The 13,132-nt window shown below is 75.0% G+C and carries 9 protein-coding genes; 4 read left to right on the top strand and 5 right to left on the bottom strand.

The features are described 5' to 3' along the window. Window positions 1-37 precede the first annotated feature (37 nt). The 3 genes from JNK12_17055 to JNK12_17045 all read left to right on the top strand — a co-directional run bounded on the left by JNK12_17055 (window position 38) and on the right by JNK12_17045 (window position 6,314). On the top strand, window positions 38-2,407 hold the full coding sequence (locus JNK12_17055; GenBank protein ID MBL8777654.1) for an AAA family ATPase: 2,370 nt from the start codon (window positions 38-40) through the stop codon (window positions 2,405-2,407). Window positions 2,408-2,538: 131 nt separating this feature from the next. Next, window positions 2,539-3,969, top strand: coding sequence for an ABC transporter substrate-binding protein (locus tag JNK12_17050; protein MBL8777653.1), 1,431 nt, complete (start codon window positions 2,539-2,541; stop codon window positions 3,967-3,969). Between the two features lie 161 nt (window positions 3,970-4,130). Beyond that, window positions 4,131-6,314 (top strand): acyl-CoA dehydrogenase, encoded by a 2,184-nt coding sequence (locus tag JNK12_17045; GenBank protein MBL8777652.1) that lies wholly within the window; start codon window positions 4,131-4,133, stop codon window positions 6,312-6,314. Between the two features lie 63 nt (window positions 6,315-6,377). Here the strand turns inward: JNK12_17045 and JNK12_17040 are convergent, their stop codons facing one another. After that, on the bottom strand, window positions 6,378-6,797 hold the full coding sequence (locus JNK12_17040) for a hypothetical protein (GenBank protein ID MBL8777651.1): 420 nt from the start codon (window positions 6,795-6,797) through the stop codon (window positions 6,378-6,380). Between the two features lie 112 nt (window positions 6,798-6,909). Between JNK12_17040 and JNK12_17035 the strand changes: the two genes are divergently transcribed. Next, window positions 6,910-7,431, top strand: a complete 522-nt coding sequence (locus JNK12_17035; protein MBL8777650.1) for an HTH domain-containing protein — start codon at window positions 6,910-6,912, stop codon at window positions 7,429-7,431. Between the two features lie 46 nt (window positions 7,432-7,477). Here JNK12_17035 and JNK12_17030 read toward each other — a convergent pair whose 3' ends face one another. From JNK12_17030 to JNK12_17015, 4 genes are read right to left on the bottom strand one after another with little or no spacing between them, the layout of a single operon-like run. Beyond that, a complete protein-coding gene (locus JNK12_17030; GenBank protein ID MBL8777649.1) occupies window positions 7,478-8,308 on the bottom strand; it encodes an SDR family oxidoreductase in 831 nt (276 codons plus the stop codon). Then, window positions 8,305-9,078 (bottom strand): hypothetical protein, encoded by a 774-nt coding sequence (locus JNK12_17025; protein MBL8777648.1) that lies wholly within the window; start codon window positions 9,076-9,078, stop codon window positions 8,305-8,307. The genes JNK12_17030 and JNK12_17025 overlap by 4 nt, the downstream gene beginning before the upstream one ends. Next, on the bottom strand, window positions 9,075-11,435 hold the full coding sequence (locus JNK12_17020; GenBank protein ID MBL8777647.1) for a DUF2309 domain-containing protein: 2,361 nt from the start codon (window positions 11,433-11,435) through the stop codon (window positions 9,075-9,077). Before JNK12_17020 ends, JNK12_17025 begins: the two co-directional genes overlap by 4 nt. Beyond that, the gene (locus tag JNK12_17015) at window positions 11,432-13,069 is read right to left on the bottom strand and encodes a hypothetical protein (GenBank protein ID MBL8777646.1); all 1,638 of its coding nucleotides are present in this window, start codon (window positions 13,067-13,069) and stop codon (window positions 11,432-11,434) included. Before JNK12_17015 ends, JNK12_17020 begins: the two co-directional genes overlap by 4 nt. Between the last annotated feature and the right edge of the window lie 63 nt (window positions 13,070-13,132).

Here is a 13,132-nt window from a genome sequence, read left to right as displayed (position 1 = left end):
AGGGCTACGGTCTGCGCGGATACCGCGGGAGGTCCGGGTGGAGACGGCGAGCTTCGGAGCGTGGGTGCGGCGCCGGCGCGTCACCCTCGACCTCACGCAGGCCGAACTGGCCCGACGCGTCGCGTGTGCACCCATCACCGTGCGCAAGATCGAGGGGGACGAGCGCCGGCCGTCCAAGGTGATGGCCGAGCGCCTCGCCGAGGCCCTCGAGCTCGACGGCGAGTCGGCCGACCGATTCGTCGCCGCCGCCCGTGCCGTCGTGTCACCGGCCCGCCTGACGACGCCGGCCGCCGGCGACGTGTTCGGCCCCGGAGGCGACCTCCCGGCCCCTCCGCATCGCATCGTCGGACGTGAGGCCGAGATCGCCGACGCGCTCGACCGCCTGGCCGTCGCCGGTGGCCCGGCGCGCCTGCTCACGGTCGTCGGGCCACCGGGGGTGGGCAAGACGCGGTTCGCGGTCGAGGTCGCCGAGCGGGCCCTCCGCAAGTTCGACGTGCCTCCGGTGTTCGTGGACCTCAGCGTCATCCGCGGTCCCGACGAGTTCTCCGCTCGCCTGGCGGCCACGGTGGCGACGCCCTCGGCGGCGACGGTCGACGTGTCGACCCTGGCCACCCACGCCCTGCGGCGGACGCCGACGCTGTTGGTCCTCGACAACTTCGAGCACGTGCTCGATGCCGCGGACCACGTCGCCGTGCTGCTCGAAGGATGCCCGGACCTGACCTGCCTCGTGACCAGCCGCACACCGCTCGACCTGTACGGCGAGCACTGCCTCCCCCTCGACCCGCTGGCCGTCGACCCGCTCCCTGCCACCGCCGCGCCCGGCAACGAAGCCCCGATCGAGCCCGAGGCCGCGCCGCCCGCGCTCGCCCTCCTCGGCGAGCGGGCCTCGGCGGTCGACCCGCGCCTGGCCGGCGTCGCCGACGATCCGGCCGCGGTCGAGCTCTGTCGCCTGCTCGACGGCCTGCCGCTCGCCATCGAGCTGGCCGCCCGACGCCTGCGCGACCACACACCGACCGAGCTCGTCGAGCGGCTGCACGGAGGCGGCGGCGTGCTCCTCGGCGCCGGCCGGGGCCGAGACGTCCGCCTGGGGTCAGCGGCCGGCTCGATCGGCTGGAGCTACGACCTCCTCGACCCTCCGTGCCGGCACCTGCTCCGGGTGGCCGGGACGCTCTCCGCGAGCTTCGACGCCGCCCTCCTCGCCTCGCTGGCCGGAGAGGAGCGCCGATCCGAGGATGCCCTCCAGGAATTGGTGCGCCAGGGCCTCGTGCGCGCCACGCTGCCCGCGGCCGGCCGTACCCGCCGCTACGACCTCCTGATGGTCGTGCGCCAGTTCGCTCGTGACCGGCAGGTCGACGAAGGCGAGGACGCCGAGCTCAGCGCGCGTCACGCCAGGGTCGTCGCCGATCGAGCGACGGCCGAGTCCCCTGGCATCGATGCCTGGCCGGAACGTCGTGACATCGACGCGCTCGCGCTCATCGAGCCCGACGCCCTCACCGCACTGGCCTGGTGCTTCGGGCCTGGTGGGGACCCCCGTACCGGCCGGCGGCTCCTCCTGGCCATGGGCCCCCTCTGGTACTTCCGTGGGCAGGTGACCGATCTGCTGCGCTGGAGCACGCTGGCCCACCAGAGCCTCCACCCAGACGACCCTCCGGCCGACCACTACCGCGCCGCCTACTACGCGGCGGTCGCCCGCTGGGAGGCGGCGGACCTCGATGGCGCCGTCGCCTTCATCCGACAGGCCGTGGCGGGAGCCGCCGAGGCAGGCGACGCCACCTGGCTCGCCGAGGCGCTCGGCATCGAGCAGCTCCTCGCGCTCAGCGCCGGTGACATCGCAGCAGCGGCCGAGTTGACCGAGCGCTGCACGACGACAGCGGACGCAGCGGGAAGGGAGTGGATCATCCTCACCGGGCTGCGGGCGGCCACCCTCGCGCGCCTGACCGGCGACCTCGACACGGCGGAGGAGCACCTCGCCCGGGCCGAGGCCCTCATCGGGAGATCGGGTACCTGGACGCGGGCCATGGTCGCGTCAGGACGCGCCGACCTGGCCCTCGATCGGGGCCGTCCGAACGACGCCGTGGCGCTGTCCCTCGAAGCCCTGGAGGCCTTCCTCGAGGTGGACTCGGTCGTCCACGCCGCCGCCCGGACCGCACGGATCGCGGACGCGCTCGCCTTGAGCGGCGAGGACGAGCAGGCGGTGGTCCTCAGCGGCCTGGTGGACGAATGGTGTGACGCACTGGGCGCACCCCTGCACCCGATGGCGGCGTTCCCGCACGCGGTCCAGCGCGCCGCACTGGAAACTCGGGTCGGCGACCGGTTCGCTGTCCTGCTCGCTCGTGGGCGGTCGCTGCCCGTCGAGCTCGCGACGGTCCGACAGCTGGCCGGCGCGCCGCCTGCCTCGGTGGGTTGAGCCCGGGTCCGCAGGCGCCGCTCCTGCGGACCTGGGTGGCCATCCGAGTCGTGCACGAGCGGTGTACACGTGTGTCCACTCGCATACCCGAGGTATACGACGTTCACCAACCGGCTCTAGGCTCCACCGCCGTGACTCACCGCCGTTCGCTGTTCGTCGTCCTGTTCGCCGCCCTCGCCCTCCTGGGCGCCGCGTGCTCGTCACGCGGCGAGGACGCGTCCGGAGGGACCGACACGAGCAGCGACGCCACGGCGACGGCCGCCGCCGGCGGCGGTGAGGCGGAAGGCGTGACCTTCGGCAACATGGCGTCCCCCTGCGGGCCGGCGTCCGCCGACGCGGCGTCGGACGGCACCGCCACCACGGCGGCCGACCCCTCCGACGCCCCCGAGGGCGACGCCCAGGGCATCACCGACGACGCCATCGCCGTGGGCACCGTCGCCGACCCCGGCTTCTCGGGCTCGCCGGGCCTGAACCAGGAGATCTTCGATGCCGGCCAGGCGTTCGTGGCCTGGTGCAACGACCAGGGCGGCATCAACGGGCGCGAGCTCCAGCTCACCGAGTACGACGCCGCGATCCAGAACTACCAGACGAAGATGACCGAGGCCTGCGACCAGGAGTTCGCCATGGTCGGCGGCGGCGCGGTGCAGGACAACCTGTGGGCCACCACCGGCGCGGCCTGCGGCCTCATCGACGTGGCCGGCTTCGCGGTCACGCCGGAGAAGTCCGGGACGGTCGGGCCCGACGTGGTCGAGGAGTCACGGGTCGTGCAGGCGGTGCCCAACACCTCCGACACCTATGAGGTCGGCGGCCTGCAGACCCTCGCCGAGGAGCACCCCGAGGCCTTCCAGCACGTCGGGATCCTCTACGGCGACTTCGAGACGCTGCGCCTCCAGGCCGACAAGGGCCGCCAGGCCATCGAGGCCGAGGGCGGCACCGTGGTGACCGAGCTCACCTACAACCTGTTGGGAGAGGCCAACTGGGGACCCATCGCCAGCGCGCTCGAGGACGACGGCGTGCAGTGGGTCTACTTCGTGGGCGAGCCGCAGAACCTGGCCCTCCTGCAACAGGCCATGGTCGAGATCGGCTACCAGCCCGAGGTCACCTTCCAGGAGGCCAACCACTACGACGCCGAGTACCTCGCCGCCGCCGGCGAGGCGGCCGAAGGCACCTTCGTGCGTGCCGTCTACGTGCCCTTCGAGGAGGCCGGCGAGAACGCCGCCACCCAGCAGTACCTCGACATGATCGAGGCCGTCGACGGCAAGGTGGCCCTCCTGGGCGCCCAGAGCGTGTCGGCATGGCTGCTCTTCGCCGACGCCGCCCGCCAGTGCGACGACGCCGGCACCCTCACCCGCACCTGCGTGCTCGCCACGGCCGGCTCGGTCACCGAGTGGACCGGCGGCGGCCTCCACGCCCCGACCGACCCGTCGACCAACACCCCCACCCACTGCTCGATGATCCTCCAGGTCCAGGACGGCGCCTTCGTGCGCTATGCCCCGGACGAGGGCTTCGACTGCGACGAGGACAACCTGATCGACATCGAGGTCGGCTCGACCAGCGGCTGACCAGCGGGGCGCCGCCCCGGCGGCGAGAGTCCTCGTTCTGGTATCGAGTTGGCTACACAGGCGTAGCCAGGTAGGTACCGCAACGGCGGCAGGGGTGTCCGGCGCCGTGGGGTCGCCGCTCGATGACGACGGCGCCGGCGGGAGCGGCGAGACTGGCGGTCATGCCGATCGCCATCACCGCCGACCACCGCGCCCTCGCCGACACCGCCGCCGACTTCCTGGCCAAGCACGGCTCGCTGGCCGCCGGCCGAGCCCTGCTCGAAGGGGCCGACGAGACCCGCCCCTCGTTCTGGGACGATCTCTGCCAGTTGGGCTGGCCCGGCCTGCACGTCCCCGAGGAGCACGGCGGCTCGGGCTTCGGCCTTCCCGAGCTGCTGGTGGTCGTCGAGGAGCTCGGCGCCGCCCTCGCCCCCGGGCCCTTCGTGCCCACGGTCGTGGCCAGCGCGGTGCTCGCGGGCGCCCTGCCCGACGAGAGCGCGGCGCGCCTGCTGCCCGGCCTCGCCGAGGGCACCCGCACCGGGGCCTTCGCCCTCGGCGGCGACGTGACCGTGGACGGCGGTACCGCGTCCGGGTCAGCCGGCGTCGTGCTGGGCGGCGGCCTCGCCGACGTCCTGCTGGTCGCGGTGGGCGACGACGTGGCCGTGGTCGAGCTGACCGGCGGCGACGGCGCCCGGGTCGCCGGGGTGTCCGTCGAGGACCCCGCCAACCTCGACCCCACCCGCCACAGCGTGCGCATCAGCCTCGACGGCGTGCCCGCCACCGTGCTGGCCGGCGCCGCCGCGCTGCTCGTGGACCTGGCCCGGGTGGTCCTCGCCGCCGAAGCCACCGGCATCGCCCGGGCCTGCACCCTCATGGCCGCCGAGTACGCCAAGGAGCGCCAGCAGTTCGGCCGCCCCATCGCCATGTTCCAGGGCGTGAAGCACCACTGCGCCAACATGGCCGTCGCCACCGAGCTCTCGACGGCCGCCGTGTGGGACGCCTCCCGCCTCTGCGGCCCCGGGGCCGACCCGCAGGCCCGCGCCTACGCCGCCGCCATCGCCGCCACCCTCGCCATCCCGGCCGCCGACCTGTGCGCCAACCTCAACATCCAGGTGCACGGCGGCATCGGCTTCACCTGGGAGCACGACGCCCACCTCTACCTGCGCCGCGCCACCGCCATGGCCGCCATCCTCCCCGGCGAGGCGGCCGCCACGGCCACCACCGACCTCGCCCGCGACGGCGCCACCCTCACCCGCTCGGTGGACCTGCCCCCCGAGGCCGAGGCCTTCCGTGACGAGGTGCGCGCCTTCGCCGAGGGCATCAAGGGCCTCGACGCCGACGCCCAACGCGACGCCCTCATCGAGACGGGCTACGTGATGCCCCACTGGCCCGCGCCGTTCGGCCGCGACGCCGGTGCCGTCGAGCAGCTCGTCATCGAGCAGGAGCTGGGGGCGGCGGGCATCACCCGCCCGGCCTACGGCATCACCGGCTGGGTGATCCTCACCATCATCCAGCACGCCACCGACGACCAGATCCAGCGGTGGGTCCCCCAGACACTGCGCCAGGAGGTCATTTGGTGCCAGCTCTTCAGCGAGCCCGACGCCGGCTCGGACGCCGCCGGCGTGAAGACCAAGGCCACCCGGGTCGACGGCGGCTGGCTGGTCAACGGCCAGAAGGTCTGGACCAGCGGCGCCCACCTGTCCCGCTACGGCTTCGCCACCGTGCGCACCAACCCCGACGTGCCCAAGCACGAGGGCATCACCATCATGGTGATCGACATGGAGGACGACGGCGTCACCGTCCGCCCCCTGAAGATGCCCACGGGGAACTCCGAGTTCAACGAGGTCTTCTTCGACGACGTGTTCGTCCCCGACGACGACGTGGTCGGCCCCATCGACGGCGGCTGGACCGTGGCCCGCGCCACCCTCGGCAACGAGAGCGTGAGCATCGGCGGCGGCCAGGGCGGGATGATGATGCCCGGCACCGGCTTCCTCCCCGGCTACGACGCCCACCCCGAGCGCCTCGCCGGCGGCTCGGTGCGCATCGGCCGCTACCTCGCGCAGTACGAGGCCATCGCCGCGCTCAACCTGCGCAGCGCCCACCGCGCCGTCGAGGGCGGCGGCGAGCCCGGGCCCGAGGGCGCCATCACCAAGCTGGTGCTGTCGGAGATCGGCCACGAGGCGGCGGCCATGCTCAGCGAGCTGGCCGGCCCCGAGGCCGCCTTCCTCGAGGGTGAGGGCGCCATGTCCGGGATGCTCGTGCTGTTGCACCGGGCCATGTCCATCGCCGGCGGCACGTCCGAGATCAAGCGCAACCAGATCGGTGAACGCATCCTCGGCCTGCCCCGCGACCCGCTCATCAAGTAGCCGCTCCGGCTGGCGCCGGCCGGGGTCCCACCCCTCCACCTTGGCAGGACGAGACCCGCTGCGTCAGAGGGCCCGCATGCGGTTGTTGCGGGCGTTGTGCTCGACCTCGGCGAGGCCGAGCACCTCGAGCACGGGTGGCACGTAGTTGCCGAAGCGGCCGCGCAGTCCCTTCTTCAGGCCGTACCAGCCGCCGACCGGGTTGTCGTCCGACCGGCCCCACGCCTCGACCGTGCCCTCGGCCGCGGGCTTCTGCTCGTCGGCGTTGCCGAGCGGCACCCAGTCCCCCGCTTTGGTGAGCATGGCGTGCAGGTCCTCGATGCACGAGAGGTGGTAGCGAAGCTGAGTGGAGCCCACCTGCACGACCAGCGCCGGCGGATCGGCCTCGGGGTCGCGGTAGGCCTCGAACTCGGACTTGCCCGGGGGCGTCAGCAGGATCCAGGGATCCTCAGGGGTGCCGCTGCCCTCGACCTCGGTGTCCGCCATGGGTGCTCCTGTCGATCGGTGGCGCCGCCGTCGGCACCCGTGAACCGAAACCTACCGAGGTGAAACTGACATCTCTTGTCATGATTTCCGGGGTTTGTCAGACTCCCCCCTCGTGCGGGCCGGACGTCTGGTGACCCTGATGCTGCTGCTCCAGGAGCGCGGCCGCATGACCGCCCGCGACCTGGCCCGCGAGCTGGAGGTGAGCGAGCGCACCGTGCTCCGCGACCTCGACGAGCTCTCCGGCGCCGGCGTCCCGGTGTACGCCACCCGCGGCCGTGCCGGCGGCTTCCAGCTGCTGGACGGCTACCGCCCCGAGCTCCCCGCGGCGCCGGCGCGGCCGTCCGCACCGGGCGCTCGGCCGCCGTCGGAACGGGCGCGACGGGCGGCGGTGCGAATCTCGCCCGAGGGCCGGCGCCTGGCCGCCCTGCTCGGCCGGCCCCGGCCGCTGCGGGTCCGCCGGGCGGTGCCGGCCGACGACGAGGGATGGCTCGAGGCGACCTTCCGCATCGACACCGTCGAGGCCGCGGTCATCGACGTGCTGGCCCTGAGCCCGCACGTCGAGGTGCTGGCCCCGCCGGCGCTGCGGCGCGAGGTGGCGTCACGGCTCGAGGAGGCGGCGAGCCGCTACCGGTGAACGGACCGGTCACAGCGGACCACCCGCTGACCCACGTCAGGCCGACTCACGTCGAGAGGACGACCTCCGACGGAGGATCGGCGTCGCGAAGACGGGTGGCCATTGCGTGATACCCGCCGTCGACGTGGAGGACCTCGGCGGTGATTGCCCGGGCGAGGTCGGAGAACAAGAAGCAGGCGGTGTCGGCCACGGGCGCCGGGTCGGAGGCGTCCCACGGGAGCGCGCTGGTGGTGTCCCAGGCCTCGAGGAGGCGTTCGAAGCCGGGGATGGCGCTGCCCGCCCGGGTGCGCAGGGGGCCGGCGGCGACCAGGTTCACCCGGATGCCGGCCGGGCCGAGGTCCCGGGCCAGATAGCGGGCGGTCGAACGCAGGGCCGCCTTGCACACGCCCATCCAGTTGTAGAGGGGCCACGCCCGGTCGTCGGCGTCGAAGTCCAGGGCCACCAGCGACGCCCCCGAGGGCGGCGCTTGGACGGCCAGCACGCGAGCGAGCTCGGCGAGGGTCCACGCGCTGGTGCGGAAGGCGAGCTCGACGTCGGCGGGGTCGGCCTCGGTGAACGGTCCGTGCAGTGCGGTGCGAGGGGCGAAGGCGACGGCGTGCAGCGCCCCGTCGAGGCCGCCGAGTTGCTCGGCTGCCTGGGTCGCTACCGCGTCGGCCTCGCCCCGGTCTGTGAGGTCGAGGGACAGCACCGGGACGGTCGGGTCGAGGTCGGCGGCCACGGCGCGGGCCGCCTCGATATCGCGGGGGAAGGCGGTCAGCACGATGCGGGCGCCCTGCTCGAGGCACGCGCGTGCCGTGGCTGTGGCGATGCTGTCCGGGGTCGCCACCCCGGTGACGAGCAGGCGCTTGCCGTCGAGGAGCGAGGAGGAGCCGCTCACGGGCGCTCGACCACCGCAGCGGCCTCCTGGGCCCGCCCTGCGCCGGTGCCCCCGGTGAAGGGACGGTCCAGGAGCGCGGTCAGGTGGTCCATCGCGGCATCGACCCCACGAGCGACGGGAGGCCGTGGGCCGGCGGTCACGCCGGCGACCGCCAGGCCCGAGGACGCGGTGAGGGCGAGGTCGACCGCGAGCGCGCCCACCGCTCCCAGTCCGTCGGCCACCGACACGGCCAGGGCCCGCGCCTCCGCAAGGGTCGTGGTGCGCAGCACCGGGCCGTCGCCGGCCGGTGCGGTGACCCTGGCTCGCCACCAACCGGCGGGCCGGCGGGCCACCAGCACCGAGAGGCGGGCCCGTCCGGCCCCGGCCCCGTCACCGGTCCCGGCCGTCACCGGGAACCCGGCGAGCCCGAGCGCGCTCCGAGCGAAGGCGCGGTCCTGGCTGAGGCGAACGGCCACGGGGTCGGGCCACACGCGGTGGCCGGCGTCACGGAGGGCGTCGAGGTGGCCCGGCGGTAGGCGGTCGGGCCCGACGAGGGCCGGATCGACGCTCACCGCATCGCACCCGGACGCGAAGCCCAGGAGGGCGGCCAGGTCGCCGCCGTCGTCCCTGGACGGGTCGAACACCGTCAGGCCGAGGCCGAGTCGATCAGCGGCGTGACGGGCGGGGCCCAGGGCCGACGCGTCAGCGACCAGGCCGACCGTGGTGGTCGAGGGCCCGGTGGAGGTGAGGGCGGGCCACGGGAGCGGGGCCACGGTGTTCGAGGTGGTCATGTGAAGCACTCCGTTCGGCTCACGTGGGCGGCGTGCCAGACCCCCGCGTCCGCCCATTGCGTCCACGGCTGGTCGGGGTCGGACCGGGCGACGAGGTGCACCCACCGGCCCCCGAAGAGGTGCTGGAGGATCGGGTTGCGGGCGATGACCGCGTCGATGCGCTCGAGGGGCGCCTCGACCACGGTGAGCAGGCGCAACGGCTCGTGGTACGGGCCGTCGGGGCCGGCCACGGACTGCCAGGGCAGGCCGACCTGCAGGTCGCCGTCGGCGCCGGAGAGGACGCCGACGCCCGCCACGGGGTTGTGGAGGGCCTTGTCACCCGCCCCGAAGACCTCGGGGTCGACGGTGGAGAAGTAGTACTGGGCGTTGATCCAGTGGGCCACCACCATCGGCGCGGTGAGGATGGTCTCGAGGGCCACGCCGGCGGTGTCGGCGGCGGCGTCGTAGGAGTGGAGGAAGGTGCGGCCGGCGAGGTCCACGCCCCGTGTCAGATCCCGGGGACCGACCACGAAGGCGGCGTTGCGGGCCAACCCCCACTCGGGCCGGGTCTGCGCCCAGTCGCCGGCGCGGCGACGGGCCCGCCGTGCCGCCCGCTTGGCCGTGGCCGTCCCGGCCTTGCGGTCCCGCCCGAGCCCGCCGGGGAGTCGGGTCATCCGCTCGGCCGCCGCCCGCTCGCCGGCGATGGCCAGGTCGGCGGCGAGGCGGTCCACCGCGTCTCGGTGGGAGGCCGGGGCGCGGTGGGCGTCCAGCAGCGCCACCTCGTCGGTCGTGGTGTCGTGCTCGGCGGCGCCGAACCACGTGCCCTCGCCGATGGTGACGCCCCGCGCCCGCAGTTCGGCGCGGACCTCTTCGTCGTTCAAGATGGCGGCCAGGGTGCGGGCGTTCGGTCCCCCGTGGTTGCCGCCGCAGGCCCCGCAGTCGAGCGAGGCGGCGTGGGCGTTGGCCGCCGTCGTGGCCCCGTGCCCACAGAGCAGGACGACGGGGGCGAAGCCTTCCGTGAGGCCCATGGTGCGCAGCGCGGTCTCGGCCACGGTCGCCCGCTCGTCCAGGCCGAGCACCTCAGCGGGATCCACCACGGTCACCGCAGCGGCGTCGCGTCCCCGACGAGGCGAGGGCGCCACCGTCCGGGCCAGCGCCGCCGGGCCGAACACCCACCCCGCGGTCTCGGCCAGTGCGTACATGGCCACCGCGTCGTGGCCGAGGTCCTCCACCGCAGCCACGCCGGCGGCGCGCCGGGCCCGGGACCGCACCACGCCCGCGGCGCTCTCGGGGTGGTCGGGATCGGGTCGCTCCCTGACCTCGACCTCGGGGTCGAGCAGCACCGGCGCCGATGGGTACGACTCCGCCGAGCCCAGCGGGCGGATGCGCACCGGGGTGGCGAAGAAGCCGGCGAAGCCGAGGGTGTCGTAGGGGCCGACCGCCTCGAGATGGCGGCGCAGCAGCTCGCTGCGCACGTCGATGCAGCACACCACCTGGGCCGCCGGCGTGACGGGTCCGTGTCGCCCGGGACCGGCGAGGGCCGCGAGGAGGTGGTCCCGGTAGGCGCCCTCGGCGGCAGCGAGCCCTTCTCGCGCCGCCGCGCACGCCGGCTCGTCGACGTCATCGGTGGTGGCGGGCTCGATGCCCGCCGCCCCGGTGGAGGCGTCGACGCCGGCCGCTCCGGCGACCATCGCATCGGTGCTGAGGGCGATGGCGAGCAGCTCGACGAGGTGGAGGCGGGGGGTGGGGTCCTGCGGACCGGACCACTCGTCGCACCACCGGGCGTAGCCCGCCCACCCGGGCAGGCGGGCCAGCTGCGCCCTGAGCTCGTGGGTCCGCCCCTCGGGCTCGATGCCCAGTCGATCGAGGGCGGTGAGCACGGCGTCGTCGGCCCGGTCGGGCAGGGCGGCCACGGAGGCCGCCAGGTCGCCGCCGACGAGCCGCCGGAGCGACCGGTCGTGGCGGGCCACCTGGCGCCACGCCTCGTAGCGGCTCGCCGCCCCGGCCATCGTGCCGTGGGGATCGACCAGCAGGGCGCACCAACGGGCCACGAGCCCGGCCACGGCCTCGGCGACATCAGGGGCAGCGGTCGCCAGCACCGTGCCCACGCGTTGCGAGGGCGCCGGGACGCCGGGGTAGCCCCGGGCGCCGAGCCACCGACGAGCGTCCGAGACGGCGCCGTCGAAGCCCTCCTCGAGCAGGCCGAGGAGCGGGTTGACCGCCACGAAGCGCTCGAGGGGCCAGACCGGCGCCACGATCCGGGACGACTCGGCGATCTCAACCCGTAGCCGGGCCCGCGCCTCGACCGTCGTGTCCAGCTGACTGGTCGCGTCGTCGGTCGTCACGGCGATCCCCGTCACCGTCTCCTCGACGCTCACCGTGCCCCCTCGAGGGCCGGTGCCGACGCCGGTTCGCCGGCGGCAGGACGGGGCCGGGCTCGCTGCGCCGGTCGGGGGCCGACGGACGTCGACGCCGACACGAGCGAGGTCGCGACCTGGGTCGGAGCGGTCGCTGCCACCGGCGTGACGCCGGCCAGCCAGGCCGCCCCTGCGGGGGTGCGCCGCAGCAGGGCGGTCCCGGCGGCGAGGCCGCCGAGGGCCAGCAGGGCGAGCCGGGGATCGACGAAGGCGTCGGCGTGGAACAGGGCCGGGCCCACCAGGCGCTCGGCGGCGAGGGCCACACCGACGGCCATGGCGATCGCGCCGACCGCGACCAGCAGCAGGGACGGGGAGACGGCCCACCCCCGACCGGCGAGGGCGCCGGTGGCCTGTGCTGCCAGTGCGACCAGGGCGGCGCCGACGAACCAGCGCTCGGGGGCGGGCGCGCCCGCCCATCCGCTGACCGCCGCCCACGCCACCGCCACCGCGCCGCCGATGGCCACAGCCGCCCCGAGGTGGAGGGAGGTCGGAGCGGGCAGCCACCGGCGGCGGGAGACCTCGTGGCGGATGGTGTCGCCGGCGCCGAGGAACCGGGCCGACTTGTAGAGCGAGTGGCCGGCCAGGTGGGTGAGGGCCACCACCGGGGCCCCGACCGCGCAGGCCAGCAACATGAAGGCCATCTGCGCCGAGGTGGCCTCGGCCAGCTGCCCCTTGACGTCGGCGTGGGAGCGCACCGCCGGGAGGACCACCGCGATGGTGGCCAGGGTGCAGGCCGCCAGGGCCACCATGGTCGCCGGCGCCTCCGCGGCGATCGGGCTCGTGCGGATGAGGACGATGGCCCCGGCGTTCACCGCGCCGGCGTGGAGCAGGGCGGACACCGGCGTGGGTGCGGCGACCGTGCCCGGCAGCCACCGGGGCAAGGGGAGCTGGCCGCCCCGGGCCAGTGCCGCCACCACGAGGAGCCCGACCACCGCCGCCGCGGCGGTCACGGTGACCGGGCCGAGGCCCAGCAGGGTCCACCCCTGGAGCTCGGCCGCCGCGGCGCCCAGGTCCGACAGATCGGGGTTGCCGACGAGGGCGACGGTCGTGGCCAGCGCACCGATGAGGGCGAGGTCGCCGACGGCGAAGGCCCGGGCCGCCCGGCCCGCCGCCGCCCGCGCCACGGAGGTCCCCCGGTAGGCGCACAGGGCGACGGTCGCCACCGAGGCCAGGAGCCAACCGGCGACCAGCACGGCCAGCGTGGCCGCCGTGACGACCACGAGGGTCCCCCCGACGAGGGCGCCGGCGGCGGCCGCGAAGCGTGGGGCGCGCTCGTCCCCCTCGAGGTTGCGGCGGGCGTAGAGCAGGACGGTGGTGGACACCAGGGCCACCACCGGGACCACCAGCGCTGCCAGCGCGTCGTAGCGGACGACGGTGGTGCCGCCCCAGGTCAGCGTCGGTTCGCCGCCGGCCACGACGACCGCCGTCGCCCCGGCCGCTGCCACGGCGCTCATGGCGGCGGCGGCCGCCGCCGCGGTGAGGCTCGCCCCGGCCCGGCGATGGCGACCGACCGGAAGGGCGGCGAGCGAGGGCACGACGACCGCAGCGGCGAGGGGGGCGCCGAGGAGGACGAGCAGGATGGAGGCGGTGGGCATGCCGCCATTAAAGACGTTCTAGGATTCGTGTGTCAAGAATCGTGATTCAGGCTTCGTTGATAG

It is taken from the genome of Acidimicrobiales bacterium, assembly GCA_016794585.1.
Lineage (GTDB): Bacteria > Actinomycetota > Acidimicrobiia > Acidimicrobiales > DATDAH01 > JAEUJM01.
The sequence above is the reverse complement of the archived record's forward strand: the minus strand, read 5'-3'. Positions and strand labels throughout refer to the sequence as shown.